The organism is Methylobacterium soli (assembly GCF_008806385.1).
In the GTDB taxonomy this organism is placed as follows: Bacteria; Pseudomonadota; Alphaproteobacteria; order Rhizobiales; family Beijerinckiaceae; genus Methylobacterium; species Methylobacterium soli.
Genome location: NZ_VZZK01000028.1, coordinates 54,250 through 70,818, shown reverse-complemented (window position 1 = coordinate 70,818; position 16,569 = coordinate 54,250). Strand labels below are relative to the sequence as shown.

The window sequence follows — 16,569 nt, the reverse complement described above, 5'->3', positions numbered from 1 at the left end:
ACGCGGGGCCCGGGACGGGTTGAAAGCGGGCGAAATCCCAGGACGCCCGCACGATTGGCCCGCCGCCCATGATGGACAAGACCTTCGCCCCCGCCGCCGCCGAGGCGCGCGTCAGCGCCGCCTGGGACGCGCACGGAGCCTTCCGGGCCGGACGCCCGGACCGGGCCGGGGCCGAGCCCTATTGCATCGTGATCCCGCCGCCGAACGTGACGGGCACGCTCCATATGGGCCATGCCCTCAACAACACGCTGCAGGACATACTGGTGCGCTTCGAGCGCATGCGCGGCCGCGACGTGCTGTGGCAGCCGGGCATGGACCATGCCGGCATCGCGACCCAGATGGTGGTGGAGCGCCGCCTCGCCGAGACCGGCGCGCCGGACCGGCGCAGCCTCGGCCGCGAGGCCTTCGTCGAGCGGGTCTGGGCCTGGAAGGCGGAATCGGGCGGCGCCATCGTCAACCAGCTCAAGCGCCTCGGGGCCTCCTGCGACTGGTCGCGCGAGCGCTTCACCATGGACGAGGGCCTCTCGGCCGCGGTCCTGAAGGTCTTCGTCGACCTCCATGCCCAGGGGCTGATCTACCGCGACAAGCGCCTGGTGAACTGGGACCCGAAGTTCCAGACCGCGATCTCGGATCTCGAGGTGCAGCAGGTCGAGGTGAAGGGCCATCTCTGGCACTTCGACTATCCCGTGGTGGACGCGGCCGGCCGCGAGACCGGCGCGATCATCACGGTCGCCACCACCCGGCCCGAGACGATGCTTGGCGACACCGCCGTGGCGGTGCATCCGGAGGACGCGCGCTACGCCGCCCTCGTCGGCCAGCGCGTGCGCCTGCCCCTCGTCAACCGGCTGATCCCGATCGTGGCCGACGAATATTCGGATCCCCAGAAGGGCACCGGCGCGGTCAAGATCACGCCCGCGCATGATTTCAACGATTTCGAGGTGGGCCGCCGCCACGGGACCCGGCCGATCAACATCCTGGATCCCGAGGCGCGCATCCTGCTGGCCGACAACGCGGATTTCCTCGATTCGGCCACGCCTGAGCCGGAGGCGCTGGCGCTTCACGGCCTCGACCGGTTCGCGGCGCGCACCCGCGTCGTCGCCCTCATGGAGGCGCGGGGCCTGCTGCGGCTGATCGAGCCGAACACCCACGCGGTGCCCCACGGCGACCGCTCGGGCGTCGTGATCGAGCCCTATCTCACCGACCAATGGTACCTGAACGTGAAGCCGCTCGCCGAGCGGGCGCTTCAGGCCGTGCGCGACGGCCAGACCCGGTTCGTGCCGGAGAACTACGAGAAGATCTTCTTCCAGTGGCTGGAGAACATCGAGCCCTGGTGCATCTCGCGCCAGCTCTGGTGGGGCCACCAGATCCCGGCCTGGTTCGACCCCGAGGGCACGCCCTACGTGGCGCTGAGCGAGGCGGAGGCCCTGGCGCTGGCCGAGGCCCGGCACGGCCGCCCGGTGGAACTCCGCCGCGACGCGGACGTCCTGGACACCTGGTTCTCCTCCGCGCTCTGGCCGTTCTCGACGCTGGGCTGGCCCGAGAGCACGCCCGAGCTCGCCCGCTACTACCCCACCAACACCCTGGTGACCGGCAAGGACATCCTGTTCTTCTGGGTCGCCCGCATGATGATGATGGGCCTGCACGTCACCGACCGCGTGCCCTTCGACACCGTCTACCTGCACACCCTCGTGCGCGACGAGAAGGGTGCCAAGATGTCGAAGTCGAAGGGGAACGTCGTCGATCCCCTCGTGCTCATCGACCAGTACGGGGCGGATGCCCTGCGCTTCACGCTGACCGCGATGGCGGCGCAGGGGCGCGACATCAAGCTGAGCGTCAGCCGCGTCGAGGGCTACCGCAACTTCACCACGAAGCTCTGGAACGCGGCGCGCTTCGCCGAGCTGAACGGCTGCCGCCTCGATCCGCGCTACCGGCCCGACGCCGCGCGCGAGACCCTGAACCGCTGGGCGCTCGGCGAGGCGGCGCGCGCGGTGGCGGAGGTCGAGGGCGCGCTCGCGGCCTACCGCTTCAACGACGCGGCGGGCGCGGCCTATCGCTTCGTCTGGAACATCTTCTGCGACTGGTACCTCGAACTCGCCAAGCCGGTCCTGCAGGGGGAGGGGGCCGATCCGGCCGCCCGGGCGGAGACGCAGGCCACCATCGCCTTCCTGATCGACCAGATCGCCAAGCTCCTGCACCCGTTCATGCCGTTCCTCACGGAGGAGCTCTGGGCGATCAAGGGCGAGGGCCTGCCCGATCGCGGCCTCCTGGCGCTCGCCCCCTGGCCGCAGCTCGAAGGTCTCGCGGATCCGGGCGCCGAGGCCGAGATCGGCTTCATCGTCGATCTCGTCTCCGAGGTGCGCTCGGCCCGCTCGGAGACCAATGTCCCGGCGGGCGCGCAGGTGCCGCTCTGGCTGGTCGGGGCGGATTCCGCCGTGCGGGCCCGGATCGAGACCTGGCGCGACACCCTGGTCCGGCTCGCCCGCCTCTCCGAGATCCGCTTCGAAGAGGCCGCGCCGAAGAATTCCGTGCAGCTCCTCGTGCGCGGCAGCGTCGCGGCGCTGCCGCTCGAGGGCATCGTCGATCTCGGGGCGGAGGTCGCGCGGCTGCGCAAGGAGGCCGCGAAGGGCGAGGGCGAGATCCGGAAGATCGAGGCCAAGCTCGGCAACGCCGATTTCATCGCCCGCGCCCCCGAGGAGGTCGTGGACGAGCAGCGCGAGCGCCGCGACGCCGAGGCCGCCCGGCTGGTCAAGATCCGGGAGGCCTTGGCGCGGCTGGAGGCCTGACGGCCCGCGTGCCCTGCCGGCCGAACCTGACGAAACCGTAATGCGGGCGCCACGGCCGGGTCAGGCACCCCTCCGTAGAGAAAGCATCACGTTCCGCTCATCGAGCGGCGCCGCTTTCCCTCCCGGAGACTCCCTGATGCCCGTTCAGCCGACCCGTTTCCGCCGCAACGCCCTCGCCTCCGTCGCCGCGGCCGCCCTGGTGGCCGGCGGCGCGGTGGGCGTCGGCTTCGTCCAGCCGACGACCCCGGCCTTCGCCCAGGCCCTGCCCAAGACCCCGATCGAGGCCCCGGAGCATCCGCCGGGCTCGTTCGCCAACATCGTCGACAAGGTGAAGCCCGGCGTCGTCTCGGTGAAGGTGAAGCTCGACGACACGGCCGAGGCCGACGAGGACGGCCCGGGCCAGGGCCGCGGCCTCCAGAACGTGCCGCCCCAGCTGCGCGAGTTCTTCAAGCGCTTCGGCCAGGGCGGGCAGGGCGGCCCGAACGGCGCCATCCCGGGCACGCCGCAGCGCCAGGGCCAGCGCGGCGCCGTGGGCTCGGGCTTCATCATCTCGGCCGACGGCTACGTGGTGACGAACAACCACGTGGTCGATCACGCCAAGACCGTGCAGGTCACCCTCGACGACAACCGTACCCTCGACGCCAAGGTCATCGGCAAGGACGCCAAGACCGACATCGCCCTCCTGAAGATCACGGATGCGGGTACCTATCCCTACGTGCAATTCGGCAAGGCCGCTCCGCGCGTCGGCGACTGGGTGGTGGCGATCGGCAACCCGTTCGGCCTCGGCGGCACCGTGACGGCCGGCATCGTCTCGGCCCGCGGCCGGGATATCGGCGCCGGCCCCTACGACGATTTCCTGCAGATCGACGCCCCCATCAACAAGGGCAATTCGGGCGGCCCCACCTTCAACGTCAACGGCGAGGTGGTGGGCGTGAACACCGCGATCGCCTCGCCCTCGGGCGGCAGCGTGGGCCTCGCCTTCGCGATCCCGGCCGAGACCGTGCAGGCGGTGGTCGAGCAGCTGCGCACGGACGGCAAGGTGGCCCGCGGCTATCTCGGCGTGCAGGTCCAGCCCGTGACGCAGGACATCGCCGAGGGGCTCGGCCTCGACAAGCCGAAGGGCGCCCTCGTGGATCACGCCGAGAACGGCACGCCGGCCGCCAAGGCCGGCCTCAAGTCCGGCGACGTGATCGAGTCGGTCAACGGCACCCCCGTCGGCGACGCCAAGGACCTGTCCCGCAAGATCGCCGGCCTAAAGCCCGGCGCCAAGGTCGAGGTCGCCTATCTGCGCGGCGGCAAGGCGGACACGGCGACCATCACCCTCGGGGCCCTGCCGACCGATGGCGGCAAGGTCGCGAGCCGCGGCGGCGATGCCACCGATGGCCAGCCGCGCCTCGGCCTCAGCCTCGCCCCGGCCGCCGAGGTCGGGCTCTCCGACGCGGGCGTGGTGGTGATGGAGGTCGATCCCGACGGGCCGGCCGCCGCCAAGGGCATCGAGCAGGGCGACATCATCCTCGACGTCGCCGGCCAGAGCGTGACGAAGCCCTCCGAGGTCGCCGAGCGCATCCGCTCGGCCGAATCGAGCGGCCGCAAGGCGGTGCTGATGCGCATCAAGAGCCAGAAGGGCGTCACCCGCTTCGTCGCGGTCTCGCTCTCGAAGAACGCCGGCTGACGCCCGCGCCCTCCGCACGGATCCGCCATCCTGCCCGGCGCCGCCCCCATCCGGGGGCGGCGCCGGCCTTCGTGGTCCATCCCCTCGCGCGTCTGCGCGGCCCGGGCGGCGATCGGCCGGACTGGCGCAGATGTGAGGCATCGCACAGTCACGCTCGCCCGAATCCTGCATGGCGCCCGCATCACGCGCGCCCGGATCCGGGTGGCGATCCGTCGGGCGAGGGAGTGGTGCGATGCGCGCGGCGGGTTTGTGTGGTGCGCTCATGACGCTGTCGGCGCTGGCCCTCGTGCCGGGCCCGCTCGCGGCGCGCCCCGCCTGGAACTCGGGCACCTACGTCTATGCCGACCTCTGCACCCTGACGGCGAGCGGCGGGCTCGGGGGGCGTCGCATCACCCTCCGGCGCTCGCCGAAGGGCGACGGCCTCGTCTACGAATCGGGCCTCGGGCAGGAGATCGCCCCGGCGCAGGGCACCGATTTCGCCCTGGACGACGCGACCAAGGCGCTGGCCTTCACGGCGGAGACGGAGGCCGGGCCCGTCTCCTTCCGGGGCACCCTCTCGACGGAGGCGCTGACGGGAATCCTGCACGATGCGGCGGGCGAGCACCCTGTGCGGCTGCCCCGGATGCTGCGCGCCCATGCGCCCGCGGCCTGCGCCGGGGCGGGCCCGACCGACACGACCGGCTCCCTCGGGGAGCGCTGAGGCCGGCGGGACCGGATACTCCGGTGCCGGATACTCCGGTGCCGGAAATGCGCTACATCGGTGCCGAAGCCCCCACCCGCGAAGCCCAGATGATCCCGCGCCACCTCCTGATCGGCCTTCTCCTCGCCGCCGGCTGCCCGGGTCCTGCCCATGCGGCGAATGGCTGCGACGCTCTCACGGCCCGGATGATCCGCGCGACCGGCGCCTCCCTGGCCGGGCGCAGCGGCCCCCTGGCGGTGTTCCGGGCGGCCGATGCGGAGCGCATGAGCCTCGATTGCCGCGAACCGACCCGGATGGTCTTCGCCGCCCGGGAGCGCGAGCCGCGCGCGCCTTTCTTCACTCTGATCGGGCTCGCCGCGCAGGGGCTCGCGGGCGCCCGGGCGCGGGAGGCCGAGGTGCTGGCTTTGCGGCTGCACCAGGATTCGCTGCTGACGGGCGCCCCGCAGGAGGGCCTCGCCGGCCGGGCCGCGCTCCGCTGCGAGACCGGCCCGCGCGGCGACGCGCTCTCGGGCGACCTCACGGTCTGCGTGCTTCGGCGCCAGCGTCCCGAGGTGCTGCGGAGCCGGGCGGCGTTTCCCCCGGCCGGACTTTCCCGCGCCGGCTCCGCGGGCTAGACCGCCCGCATGACGAGCCTGAATCTCCCCGCTCCCGCCACCGTGCGCGTCGGCGACGTCGCCTTCGCCAACGACCGGCCCCTCGGGCTGATCGCCGGCCCCTGCCAGCTCGAGGGCCGCGCGCACGCCCTCGAGATCGCCGAAGCCCTCAAGGCGATGACCGACCGCCTCGGCCTCGGCCTCGTCTTCAAGGCCTCCTTCGACAAGGCGAACCGCACCTCGGCGGGTTCGGCCCGGGGCCTCGGCCTCGCGGAGGCGCTGCCGATCTTCGCCGAGATCAAGGCGCGTTTCGGCCTGCCGGTGCTCACCGACGTCCACGCGGCCGAGCAATGCGCCCCCGCCGCCGAAGTCGTCGACGTGCTGCAGATCCCGGCCTTTCTCTGCCGCCAAACCGACCTCCTGCTGGCAGCGGCCGCCACGGGCCGCACCGTCAACGTCAAGAAGGGGCAGTTCCTCGCGCCCTGGGACATGGCGCATGTGGCCGCCAAGCTGACGGGGGCCGGCAACCCGAACGTGCTGGTGACGGAGCGCGGCGCCTCCTTCGGCTACAACACCCTCGTGTCCGACATGCGCAGCCTGCCCATCATGGCGCAGGTGACGGGCGGTCTCCCGGTGGTGTTCGACGCGACCCACTCGGTGCAGCAGCCGGGCGGCCAGGGGGCGACCTCCGGCGGGCAGCGCGAATTCGTCGCCGTTCTCGCCCGCGCCGCCGTCGCGGTGGGCGTCGCCGGCCTCTTCATCGAGACGCATCCCGACCCCGACCGCGCCCCCTCCGACGGCCCCAACATGGTGGCGCTCAAGGACATGCCGGCGCTGCTGGCCCGGCTGCAGGCCTTCGACCGGCTGGCAAAGGACGGACGCGCGGGCGAGGCCTGACCTCGGATTCCGCCGCCCGATCATCGTCGCGCGGCCGGGCAGGGCGGTTCCGGGCGCGACATCACGCTGAACCGAGGTGGAACGCGCGTGTAGACGTTTCCCGCGCGGCTCCCGAAATGATCGCGCGGCGCTGGCCTCCCCGTTCGGTATTCGTTCAGGCGGGTTGGTCATGATCGTCCGGAACGACTTGGCAGCAAGGGCGTTGGACTTCCCAATCGGATCACCATTCGTGAAAGGATAGCATGCGCAAGCTCGCTCTCATCTCCGCCGTTACTCTGTCGATCGGCGCCCTCACGGCGACGGCTGCCGATGCCCGGCCGCGTGGCTACGGCCACGGCTACGGGCACGGCCATGCCTACGGCTACGGCGGGCACGGCTATCGCGGCGGGCGCCGCGGCATCGGCACCGGTGCGGCCGTGGGTCTCGGCATCGCGGGTCTCGCCGCGGGCGCCATCGCGGCCGGCGCGGCGCGCGACGCCTACGGCCCCCGCTACGGCTATTACGACCGCGGCTACGCCCCGGCCTACGGCTACGGCGGCGGTTACGGTTACGGCTACTGAGCCATCGCGGCGATCTAGGATCGCGGCGATCTAGACAAGAAGGGCGGCCGGTTCCAACCGGCCGCCCTTTTTCATGCGCGCGATCAGCGCATGCGCGCGATTAGAGCTGTTCCCAATCGCGTTGCGACGGGACCGTTGGCCGCGCCCGTGCCGAAGCGGGCGCGGATCCCCTCTCCCGTGCGGGAGAGGGACAGGGTGAGGGTCGAGACCTTTCAGAACGAGGTGCGCCCGATCGGCGCCCGGTCGGCGATACGACCGCATGCTCCATCCTGAAGCCGCTCGTCCCTCACCCCAACCCTCTCCCGCACGGGAGAGGGGGTCCATCGCGCTGCCCGCGCCGTCATCCCGAGACCGCGAAACGGAGCCCTGGAATGACGCTGTGCCCCACCTCTCCCGTCCGGGAGAGGTCGAGTCGGCGCGAGCCGACCGGGTGAGGGGTGCGACTTCTCCGGACGACGCGCACCCCTCACCCCAACCCTCTCCCGCACGGGAGAGGGGGCCGTCGCGCCGAACCGGACCGGGGCTGCCTATTTTCCAGCCCGTTGCAACGCGATCGGGCGCAGCTCTAGCGCGCCCGGTAGGGCGGCACGCCGGGATCGGGCAGCCAGATCGATGTCGGCGGCGCGCCGGTCTGCCAGAACACGTCGATCGGGATGCCGCCGCGCGGATACCAGAAGCCGCCGATGCGCAGGTAGCGCGGTTCCAGGAGGTCGCGCAGCCGCTTGCCGATCGCCACGGTGCAATCCTCGTGGAAGGCCCCGTGGTTGCGGAAGCTGTGCAGGTAGAGCTTCAGCGCCTTCGATTCCACGAGCCAGCGATCCGGCACGTAGTCGATCACCAGGATGGCGAAATCCGGCTGTCCGGTCACCGGGCAGAGCGAGGTGAACTCGGGCGCCGTGAAGCGCGCGAGGTAATCCGTGTCCGGATGCGGGTTCGGCACCCGGTCGAGGCGGGCCTCGTCGGGGGAGGCGGGCAGGGCGCTGGCCTGCCCGAGCTGCAGGGGCTCGTTCGTCATGGGGCGCCCTATAGCGCTCCCGCGCCCGGGATGCATCCTCTGCCTGCGACCCGGGCGCGGGGGGATTCAGGATGGCGGCGCGCTCAAGAAAAACTTGAGGCCGGCCCCTTGCGAATTCAGCGCTTCGTGTCCCTCCGAAGCGGAGCGGGTGCTTGCCCGACGCCGCGCGTTGACGGATAAGCCCCTGCGCCGATGCCGCATCCCGCCCGCGGCGCTCCGTCGCGCGCCGGCCCGGCTGCCCCCGGGGCTCCGGCCCGAGCCCGACGCCGTCTCGAGAGGGAACTTTGATGACCGCGATCACCAACATCGCCGCCCGCGAGATTCTGGACAGCCGCGGCAACCCCACCGTCGAGGTGGACGTGCTGCTCGAGGACGGATCCTTCGGCCGCGCGGCCGTGCCGTCGGGCGCCTCGACGGGCGCCCATGAGGCCGTGGAGCTGCGCGACGGCGACAAGAGCCGGTTCGGCGGCAAGGGCGTGCGCAAGGCGGTCAACGCCGTGCAGACCGAGATCCTCGACGCGATCGGCGGCATGGATGCCGAGGATCAGGTCGCCATCGACGAGGCGATGATCGAGCTCGACGGCACGCCCAACAAGGCGCGCCTCGGCGCCAACGCGATCCTGGGCGTGTCGCTCGCCGTCGCCAAGGCCGCGGCCGAGACCGCGGGCCTGCCCCTCTACCGCTACATCGGGGGCGTGCAGGGGCGCGTCCTGCCGGTGCCGATGATGAACATCATCAACGGCGGCGCGCATGCCGACAACCCGATCGACTTCCAGGAATTCATGATCATGCCGGTGGGCGCCTCCTCGCTCGCCGAGGCCGTGCGCATGGGCTCGGAGGTGTTCCACACGCTCAAGGGCGCGCTGAAGAAGGCCGGCCACAACACCAATGTGGGCGACGAGGGCGGCTTCGCCCCCAACCTCCCCTCGGCCGAGGCCGGGCTCGACTTCGTGATGGAATCGATCCAGGCGGCGGGCTTCAAGCCCGGTGCCGACATGGTGCTGGCGCTGGACTGCGCCGCCACCGAGTTCTTCAAGGACGGCGCCTACCGCTACGAGGGCGAGGGCAAGACCCGCGACATCGCCGCCCAGGTCGATTACCTCGCCGAGCTCGCCGCCAAGTACCCGATCGTCTCGATCGAGGACGGCATGGCGGAGGACGATTGGGAGGGCTGGAAGCTCCTCACCGAGAAGATCGGCGCCTCCTGCCAGCTCGTCGGCGACGACCTGTTCGTGACGAATGTCGAGCGGCTCGCGCGCGGCATCGATTCGGGCACCGCCAACGCGATCCTGGTCAAGGTGAACCAGATCGGCTCGCTCACCGAGACGCTGGCCGCCGTCGATATGGCGCAACGCGCCGGCTACACGGCGGTGATGTCCCACCGCTCCGGCGAGACCGAGGATTCGACCATCGCGGACCTCGCGGTCGCGACGAATTGCGGGCAGATCAAGACCGGCTCGCTGGCGCGCTCCGACAGACTGGCCAAGTACAACCAGCTGATCCGCATCGAGGAGGGCCTCGGCGCGCAGGGGCGCTACGCCGGCAGCGCCGCCATCAAGCAGATCGCGCGCCGCTGAGGAGACGGGCCGGGCAGGGCGCTCCGGCGCGACCCCGACCGGGGCGTCCTGCTCGGGCCCTCGTGGCGAAAAGCCTTCCTTAACCTTGTCGGGTCAGGGTCGGCCCATGGTCGTCCGTCGCCGCGTCAGAACCGTACTCATGCCGCTCGGTCTCTGGACCGTGTCGGCCCTCGTGGTCGGGTACTTCGTGTACCAGGCCGAGAACGGCAATCGCGGCCTCGAGGCCAAGCGCGCCCTCAAGATCCAGGCCTATGGGCTGAGCCAGGAACTGGCCACCGCCAAGGCGGAGCGGGCGGTCTGGGAGCACCGGGTCGCGCTCCTGCGCAGCGAGCAGATCGACCGCGACCTCCTGGAGGAGCGCGCCCGTGTCGTGCTCGGCCGCGTCCACGCCAACGATGTCGTGATCATCGATCCCTGACCCGGCGGCGACCTGCGTCGCTGCAACCAAGGGTACAGGACACCCGGCCCCATACCCGGGCAGGGCGATAAATCTGTCCGGAAGCGGCGGCCTGACCTGGCCCTGATGCCGTCAAACGGCTCTTTCCGGGCGATCGGAGGGCCGGTTTGGGCTGACAATGCCCTGTTCCTGTCAGAGACGCGGCCCTCGCCATCCGCCGCGGCGTGCCCTAAACCTTAGCCAAGAGACAGGTTACGGGAGGTCGCCGATGGATGCCGCGAACGAGGCGGGGCAACCGAAGCTCGATCCAGCCAGCGCTGAGCCGGGCTTGGCCGAAGCGCCCGAGGCCCACCGTCCCGCGCCCAACGCGCCGCAATTCACCCGCGACGAGGATCTCCACGCCTATCACGAGATGCTGCTGATCCGCCGCTTCGAGGAGAAGGCGGGCCAGCTCTACGGCATGGGTCTGATCGGCGGGTTCTGCCACCTCTATATCGGCCAGGAAGCCGTGGTTATCGGCATGCAGATGGCCTCCGAGGACGGGGATCAGGTGATCACCGGATACCGGGATCACGGCCACATGCTCGCCTGCGGCATGGACCCGAACGGCGTCATGGCCGAGCTGACCGGCCGCCGCGGCGGCTACAGCCGCGGCAAGGGCGGCTCGATGCACATGTTCTCCCGCGAGAAGCAGTTCTTCGGCGGCCACGGCATCGTCGGCGCGCAGGTCTCCCTCGGCACCGGCCTCGGCTTCGCGGACGCCTACCGGAAGAACGGCAAGGTCAGCCTCACCTATATGGGCGACGGCGCCGCCAACCAGGGCCAGGTCTACGAGAGCTTCAACATGGCGGCGCTCTGGAAGTTGCCGGTGGTCTACGTCATCGAGAACAACCGTTACGCCATGGGCACCTCGGTCGCCCGCGCCTCGGCGCAGACGGATTTCTCGAAGCGCGGCCTCTCCTTCGGCATCCCGGGCGAGCAGGTCGACGGCATGGACGTGCGCACCGTGCGCGAGGCGGCCCAGCGTGCCCTCGCGCATGCCCGCACGGGCGAGGGGCCCTACATCCTCGAGATGCAGACCTACCGCTATCGCGGCCATTCCATGTCCGACCCGGCCAAGTACCGGACCAAGGACGAGGTCTCGAAGATGCGCGAGGAGCACGATCCGATCGAGATGGTGCGCAAGCGCCTGATCGAGCTGCACGGCGTGCCGGAGGCCGATCTGAAGGCCACCGACGCCAAGGTGCGCGAGACCGTGAACGATTCCGCGGAATTCGCCACCCACGATCCCGAGCCCGATCCGTCCGAGCTCTGGACCGATATTCTGCTGGAAGCGCGCGCCTGACGGCGCGACATCCAACAAGACGCCGAACCAGGCCGCCCCTCCGACGCCCACCGACAGAGTAACCCATGGCGACCGACATCCTCATGCCCGCCCTCTCCCCGACCATGGAGGAGGGAAAGCTCGCCAAGTGGCTCAAGAAGGAGGGCGACACCGTGAAATCCGGCGACGTGCTCGCCGAGATCGAGACCGACAAGGCGACCATGGAGGTCGAGGCGATCGACGAGGGCGTGCTCGCCAAGATCCTGATCCAGGAAGGCACCGAGGGCGTCGCCGTCAACACGCCGATCGCCATCATCGCGGATGAGGGCGAGGATGTCGCGGCGGCCGCCGCGAGTGGCGGCAAGCCGAAGGCGAACGGGGCCGATTCCGGCGGGCAGGCGGCGCCTGCCCCCGACATGCAGGCCGAGGGGCAGGCCGCGAAGCCCGCGCCGAGCGCCAAGACCGGCGACGACGCCCCCCGGGCGCCCGCCGCGCCCGCCACCATCACCAACAAGGCGCCCGCGCCCGTGATGGAGGAATTTCCCGCCGGCACCGAGATGGTGACCATGACGGTGCGCGAGGCCCTGCGCGACGCCATGGCGGAGGAGATGCGCCGGGACGAGGACGTCTTCGTGATGGGCGAGGAGGTCGCCGAGTACCAGGGCGCCTACAAGGTCACGCAGGGGCTGCTGCAGGAATTCGGGGCGCGCCGCGTGGTCGACACGCCCATCACCGAGCACGGCTTCGCGGGCATCGGCGTCGGGGCGGCCTATACGGGCCTGCGGCCGATCGTCGAGTTCATGACCTTCAACTTCGCCATGCAGGCGATCGACCACATCATCAACTCGGCGGCCAAGACCCTCTACATGTCGGGCGGCCAGCTCGGCTGCCCCATCGTTTTCCGGGGCCCGAACGGCGCCGCCGCCCGCGTCGGCGCCCAGCACAGCCACGATTACGCGGCCTGGTACTCGAACGTCCCCGGCCTCAAGGTGATCGCCCCCTACACGGCCTCCGACGCCAAGGGCCTGCTCAAGGCCGCGATCCGCGACCCCAACCCGGTGATCTTCCTCGAGAACGAGATCCTGTACGGGCAGACCTTCCCGGTGCCGAAGCTCGACGATTTCGTGCTGCCGATCGGCAAGGCCCGCATCCATCGCCAGGGCTCGGACGTCACCATCGTGTCCTTCGCGATCGGCATGACCTACGCCCTCAAGGCCGCGCAGGCCCTGGCGGAGCAGGGCATCGAGGCGGAGGTGATCGACCTGCGCACGATCCGCCCGATGGACACCGACACGGTGGTCGAGTCGGTCAAGAAGACCGGCCGCTGCATCACCGTCGAGGAGGGATTCCCGCAATCGGGCGTCGGCGCCGAGATCGTGGCGCGCCTGATGGTCGACGCCTTCGACTATCTCGACGCGCCCGTGCTGCGCATCACCGGCAAGGACGTGCCGATGCCCTACGCCGCCAATCTCGAGAAGCTTGCTTTGCCGAACGTGGCCGAGGTGGTCGAGGCCGCGAAAAGCGTCTGCTACAAGTAAGATGCCGAAGGAGTTCCAACCCCTCTCCGTGCCCCCTGACGCCCTCGAGAAGGGCGGGGTCGAGGTCCTGCGCGCGAGCGTCGTCGACGGGGCGGTGAGCGTCGCGCTTCGGCGCTCCTTCGACGATCCCTTCACCTGGGGCGTCCTCCTGATCGACCTCGCCCGCCACGCGGCCCGGGTCTACGCCAAGGAGACCGACCTCTCGGAGGAGGAGGCCTTCGCGCAGATCCGGGCCGGCCTGGAGGCCGAGAGCGATCCCCCCGACGGGCCGGACGGCCCCCTGAACTGAACGCTCAAGATTCAACGCCAGGCCACTGGCCGATCAGGATAATCTTACGATGCCCATCAACGTCCTGATGCCCGCTTTGTCGCCCACGATGGAGAAGGGCAACCTTGCCAAGTGGCTGAAGAAGGAGGGCGACCCGATCAAGTCCGGCGACGTGCTGGCCGAGATCGAGACCGACAAGGCCACCATGGAGGTCGAGGCGATCGACGAGGGCGTGCTCGCCAAGATCCTGGTGCCCGAGGGCACGGCGGACGTGCCGGTCAACGACCTGATCGCCCTCATCGCGGCGGAGGGCGAGGATCCGGGCAGCGTCCAGGCCCCGGCCGGCGGGGGCGGCGACGCCAAGCCGGCCGCCGCCGCCTCCCCGGCCGACCAGAACACCACGCCCGGCGGCGGCCATATGAGCTACGAGCGGGTGAACGAGGCGCCGGGCGGCGCCACGCCCACCCAGGGAGCGCCCGCCAAGGCTGAGTCTGCCAAGGCTGAGTCTGGCAAGCCGAACGGCGCGGCGCCGGCGGAATCGGGCGGGCGCGTCTTCGCCTCGCCGCTTGCCCGCCGCATCGCCCGCCAGGACGGCATCGACCTCTCGGCCGTGCGGGGCTCGGGCCCCCACGGCCGGGTGATCGAGCGCGACGTCCGCGCCGCGATCGCCGGGGGCACCGCCAAGGCGGGCGCCCCGAAGGCCGCCGCTGCCGCACCCGCCGCGGCACCGGCCCCGGCCGCGCCGCCTCAAAAAGCCGCCGCCTCGGCGCCCGCCGGCCTCAGCCTCGATCAGGTCCGGGGCTTCTTCCAGAAGGGCGCCTACGAGGAGGTTCCCCTCGACGGCATGCGCAAGACCATCGCCAAGCGCCTCACCGAGGCGATGCAGGTCGCGCCCCACTTCTACCTCACGGTCGATTGCGAGATCGACGCTCTGATGAAGCTGCGCGAGCAGCTCAACGGCAGCGCCGGCAAGGACAAGGACGGCAAGCCGAACTTCAAGCTCTCGGTCAACGACTTCATCATCAAGGCGATGGGCCTCGCGCTGATCCGGGTGCCGGCCGCCAACGCGGTCTGGGCCGAGGACCGGGTGCTGCGCTTCAAGAACGCCGAGGTCGGCGTCGCGGTGGCGATCGACGGGGGCCTGTTCACTCCGGTGATCCGCCGGGCCGACGAGAAGACCCTCTCGACCATCTCCAACGAGATGAAGGATTTCGCGGGGCGCGCCCGCGCCAAGAAGCTGAAGCCCGAGGAGTACCAGGGCGGCGTCACCTCGGTCTCGAACCTCGGCATGTTCGGCATCAAGCACTTCACGGCCGTGATCAACCCGCCGCAATCGACCATCCTGGCGGTGGGCGCGGGCGAGAAGCGGGTGGTGGTGAAGGACAATGCCCCGGCGGTCGTGCAGATGATGACCGCCACGCTCTCCTGCGATCACCGGGTCCTCGACGGGGCGCTCGGTGCCGAGCTGATCGCGGCCTTCAAGAGCCTGATCGAGAACCCGATGGGCATGCTGGTGTGAGGGGCGGCGTTCCGCCCGTCGCCGCACGATCTCTTGCCGAGCCTCACCCGAAAGCCGTCATTCCGGGGCGCCGCCGGTGAGCCCGGAACCCGGACCCGCAGGCCGGGATCCAGCCGATGCCGTCCATGCGTCGGGGGTCCAGGCTCCGCCGCGCAAGCCCCGGAACGATCCCCATCACACGCCGAGGATAGCACCATGGCCGACACCTACGACGTCCTCATCATCGGCGCCGGGCCCGGCGGCTACGTCACGGCGATCCGGGCGGCGCAGCTCGGGTTCAGGACCGCGGTGATCGATCGCGAGCATCTCGGCGGCATCTGCCTGAACTGGGGCTGCATCCCCACCAAGGCCCTGCTGCGCTCGGCCGAGATCTACCACTACATGCAGCACGCCTCCGATTACGGGCTCTCGGTCGAGAAGGTCGGGTTCGACACGGCCGCCATCGTCAAGCGCTCGCGGGGCGTCTCGGGCCGGCTCAACGGCGGCGTCGGCATGCTGCTCAAGAAGAACAAGGTCGACGTGATCTGGGGCGAGGCCGCGATCGATTCCGCCGCCAAGGGCAACCAGCCGGGCCAGGTCACCGTCAAGGAGACGAAGCGCGCCGAGGCCCCGAAGGGCGCCAAGGGGGCGGGCACCTACAGCGCCCGGCACATCATCGTGGCGACCGGGGCGCGCCCCCGGGCGATCCCCGGCATCGAGCCGGACAAGCGCCAGATCTGGACCTATTACGAGGCCATGGTGCCGGAGGCGATGCCCAAGAGCCTCCTGGTGATGGGCTCGGGCGCGATCGGCATCGAGTTCGCCTCGTTCTACCGCACCATGGGCGCCGAGGTGACGGTGGTGGAGCTGCTGCCCCAGATCCTGCCGGTGGAGGATGCCGAGATCGCCGCCCTCGCCCGCAAGCGCTTCGAGAAGCAGGGGATCAAGATCCTCACCGGCGCCAAGGTGACCAAGGTCGAGAAGGCCGCCGACAGCGTCACCGCCACGATCGAGGGCTCGGACGGAAAATCCCAGCAGATCACGGCGGAGAAGCTGATCTCGGCGGTCGGCGTCGTCGGCAACATCGAGAATCTCGGGCTCGAGGCGCTCGGGGTGACGATCGACCGGGGCGTCGTCGTCACCGACGGGCTCGGGCGCACCAACGTGCCGGGCCTCTACGCCATCGGGGACGTCGCCGGCCCGCCCATGCTCGCCCACAAGGCCGAGCATGAGGGGGTGATCTGCGTCGAGACCATCAAGGGCCTGCACACGCACCCGATGGACAAGGGCAAGATCCCGGGCTGCACCTATTGCCAGCCCCAGATCGCCAGCGTCGGCCTCACCGAGGCCAAGGCCAAGGAGCAGGGCTTCTCCGTGAAGGTCGGCCGCTTCCCCTTCGCGGGCAACGGCAAGGCCATCGCGCTCGGCGAGCCGGACGGGCTGATCAAGACGGTGTTCGACGCCAAGACCGGCCAGCTGCTGGGCGCCCACATGGTCGGGGCCGAGGTGACCGAGCTGATCCAGGGCTACGTCGTCGCCATGACGCTGGAGACCACCGAGGAGGAGCTGATGCACACGGTCTTCCCGCACCCGACGCTCTCCGAGATGATGCACGAGAGCGTGCTCGACGCGTATGGCAAGGTGATCCACTCCTGATCACGCGGCACGGGCGCCGGAGCCTTTCCGGGCGCCCGGCCTTCGCATCGGGAAGCGAGGCCGCGTTCCCGCCACACTGGGATGCGTCACT

The 16,569-nt window shown here is 70.6% G+C and carries 14 protein-coding genes; 13 read left to right on the top strand and 1 reads right to left on the bottom strand.

The window, feature by feature from the left end; translation table 11 throughout:
* Positions 1–68: 68 nt before the first annotated feature.
* The 6 genes from F6X53_RS22490 to F6X53_RS22465 all read left to right on the top strand — a co-directional run bounded on the left by F6X53_RS22490 (position 69) and on the right by F6X53_RS22465 (position 7,205).
* Complete coding sequence (locus F6X53_RS22490; protein WP_151002593.1) at positions 69–2,783, top strand: valine--tRNA ligase; 2,715 nt, start codon at positions 69–71, stop codon at positions 2,781–2,783.
* 136 nt (positions 2,784–2,919) lie between these two features.
* Positions 2,920–4,455, top strand: a complete 1,536-nt coding sequence (locus tag F6X53_RS22485) for a Do family serine endopeptidase (RefSeq protein ID WP_151002592.1) — start codon at positions 2,920–2,922, stop codon at positions 4,453–4,455.
* Positions 4,456–4,687: 232 nt separating this feature from the next.
* Positions 4,688–5,155 (top strand): hypothetical protein, encoded by a 468-nt coding sequence (locus tag F6X53_RS22480; RefSeq protein ID WP_151002591.1) that lies wholly within the window; start codon positions 4,688–4,690, stop codon positions 5,153–5,155.
* Between the two features lie 89 nt (positions 5,156–5,244).
* Positions 5,245–5,769, top strand: coding sequence for a hypothetical protein (locus F6X53_RS22475; protein ID WP_151002623.1), 525 nt, complete (start codon positions 5,245–5,247; stop codon positions 5,767–5,769).
* Positions 5,770–5,778: 9 nt separating this feature from the next.
* Complete coding sequence (gene kdsA / locus F6X53_RS22470; protein WP_151002590.1) at positions 5,779–6,645, top strand: 3-deoxy-8-phosphooctulonate synthase; 867 nt, start codon at positions 5,779–5,781, stop codon at positions 6,643–6,645.
* Between the two features lie 242 nt (positions 6,646–6,887).
* On the top strand, positions 6,888–7,205 hold the full coding sequence (locus F6X53_RS22465) for a hypothetical protein (RefSeq protein ID WP_151002589.1): 318 nt from the start codon (positions 6,888–6,890) through the stop codon (positions 7,203–7,205).
* Between the two features lie 565 nt (positions 7,206–7,770).
* On the opposite strand, the gene queF is transcribed toward F6X53_RS22465, so the two are convergent.
* Positions 7,771–8,220, bottom strand: coding sequence for a preQ(1) synthase (gene queF, locus F6X53_RS22460; RefSeq protein ID WP_151002588.1), 450 nt, complete (start codon positions 8,218–8,220; stop codon positions 7,771–7,773).
* A 287-nt stretch (positions 8,221–8,507) separates the two neighbouring features.
* Between queF and eno the strand changes: the two genes are divergently transcribed.
* The 7 genes from eno to lpdA all read left to right on the top strand — a co-directional run bounded on the left by eno (position 8,508) and on the right by lpdA (position 16,478).
* Positions 8,508–9,797, top strand: coding sequence for a phosphopyruvate hydratase (gene eno / locus F6X53_RS22455; protein WP_151002587.1), 1,290 nt, complete (start codon positions 8,508–8,510; stop codon positions 9,795–9,797).
* A 106-nt stretch (positions 9,798–9,903) separates the two neighbouring features.
* Positions 9,904–10,215: an FtsB family cell division protein gene (locus F6X53_RS22450; RefSeq protein ID WP_151002586.1), complete on the top strand. Its 312-nt coding sequence runs from the start codon at positions 9,904–9,906 to the stop codon at positions 10,213–10,215.
* 247 nt (positions 10,216–10,462) lie between these two features.
* A complete protein-coding gene (pdhA, locus tag F6X53_RS22445) occupies positions 10,463–11,539 on the top strand; it encodes a pyruvate dehydrogenase (acetyl-transferring) E1 component subunit alpha (RefSeq protein ID WP_151002585.1) in 1,077 nt (358 codons plus the stop codon).
* Between the two features lie 65 nt (positions 11,540–11,604).
* Positions 11,605–13,056, top strand: coding sequence for a pyruvate dehydrogenase complex E1 component subunit beta (locus F6X53_RS22440; RefSeq protein ID WP_151002584.1), 1,452 nt, complete (start codon positions 11,605–11,607; stop codon positions 13,054–13,056).
* A gap of 1 nt (position 13,057) precedes the next feature.
* A complete protein-coding gene (locus tag F6X53_RS22435; protein WP_151002583.1) occupies positions 13,058–13,345 on the top strand; it encodes a DUF5076 domain-containing protein in 288 nt (95 codons plus the stop codon).
* 49 nt (positions 13,346–13,394) lie between these two features.
* Positions 13,395–14,843 carry a pyruvate dehydrogenase complex dihydrolipoamide acetyltransferase gene (locus F6X53_RS22430; protein WP_151002582.1) on the top strand — a complete coding sequence of 483 codons (1,449 nt, stop codon included), beginning with the start codon at positions 13,395–13,397 and terminating at the stop codon, positions 14,841–14,843.
* Between the two features lie 195 nt (positions 14,844–15,038).
* Entirely contained in the window at positions 15,039–16,478 is a 1,440-nt protein-coding gene (gene lpdA, locus F6X53_RS22425) for a dihydrolipoyl dehydrogenase (RefSeq protein WP_151002581.1), read from the top strand.
* Positions 16,479–16,569: the final 91 nt, after the last annotated feature.

Coding starts and splice junctions, on each gene's coding strand:
- F6X53_RS22450 (WP_151002586.1), top strand. CDS start 9,904: ATGGTCGTCCGTCGCCGCGTCAGAACCGTACTCATGCCGCTCGGTCTC.
- eno (WP_151002587.1), top strand. CDS start 8,508: ATGACCGCGATCACCAACATCGCCGCCCGCGAGATTCTGGACAGCCGC.
- F6X53_RS22465 (WP_151002589.1), top strand. CDS start 6,888: ATGCGCAAGCTCGCTCTCATCTCCGCCGTTACTCTGTCGATCGGCGCC.
- F6X53_RS22440 (WP_151002584.1), top strand. CDS start 11,605: ATGGCGACCGACATCCTCATGCCCGCCCTCTCCCCGACCATGGAGGAG.
- F6X53_RS22490 (WP_151002593.1), top strand. CDS start 69: ATGATGGACAAGACCTTCGCCCCCGCCGCCGCCGAGGCGCGCGTCAGC.
- kdsA (WP_151002590.1), top strand. CDS start 5,779: ATGACGAGCCTGAATCTCCCCGCTCCCGCCACCGTGCGCGTCGGCGAC.
- F6X53_RS22475 (WP_151002623.1), top strand. CDS start 5,245: ATGATCCCGCGCCACCTCCTGATCGGCCTTCTCCTCGCCGCCGGCTGC.
- F6X53_RS22435 (WP_151002583.1), top strand. CDS start 13,058: ATGCCGAAGGAGTTCCAACCCCTCTCCGTGCCCCCTGACGCCCTCGAG.
- pdhA (WP_151002585.1), top strand. CDS start 10,463: ATGGATGCCGCGAACGAGGCGGGGCAACCGAAGCTCGATCCAGCCAGC.
- lpdA (WP_151002581.1), top strand. CDS start 15,039: ATGGCCGACACCTACGACGTCCTCATCATCGGCGCCGGGCCCGGCGGC.
- F6X53_RS22430 (WP_151002582.1), top strand. CDS start 13,395: ATGCCCATCAACGTCCTGATGCCCGCTTTGTCGCCCACGATGGAGAAG.
- queF (WP_151002588.1), bottom strand. CDS start 8,220: ATGACGAACGAGCCCCTGCAGCTCGGGCAGGCCAGCGCCCTGCCCGCC.
- F6X53_RS22485 (WP_151002592.1), top strand. CDS start 2,920: ATGCCCGTTCAGCCGACCCGTTTCCGCCGCAACGCCCTCGCCTCCGTC.
- F6X53_RS22480 (WP_151002591.1), top strand. CDS start 4,688: ATGCGCGCGGCGGGTTTGTGTGGTGCGCTCATGACGCTGTCGGCGCTG.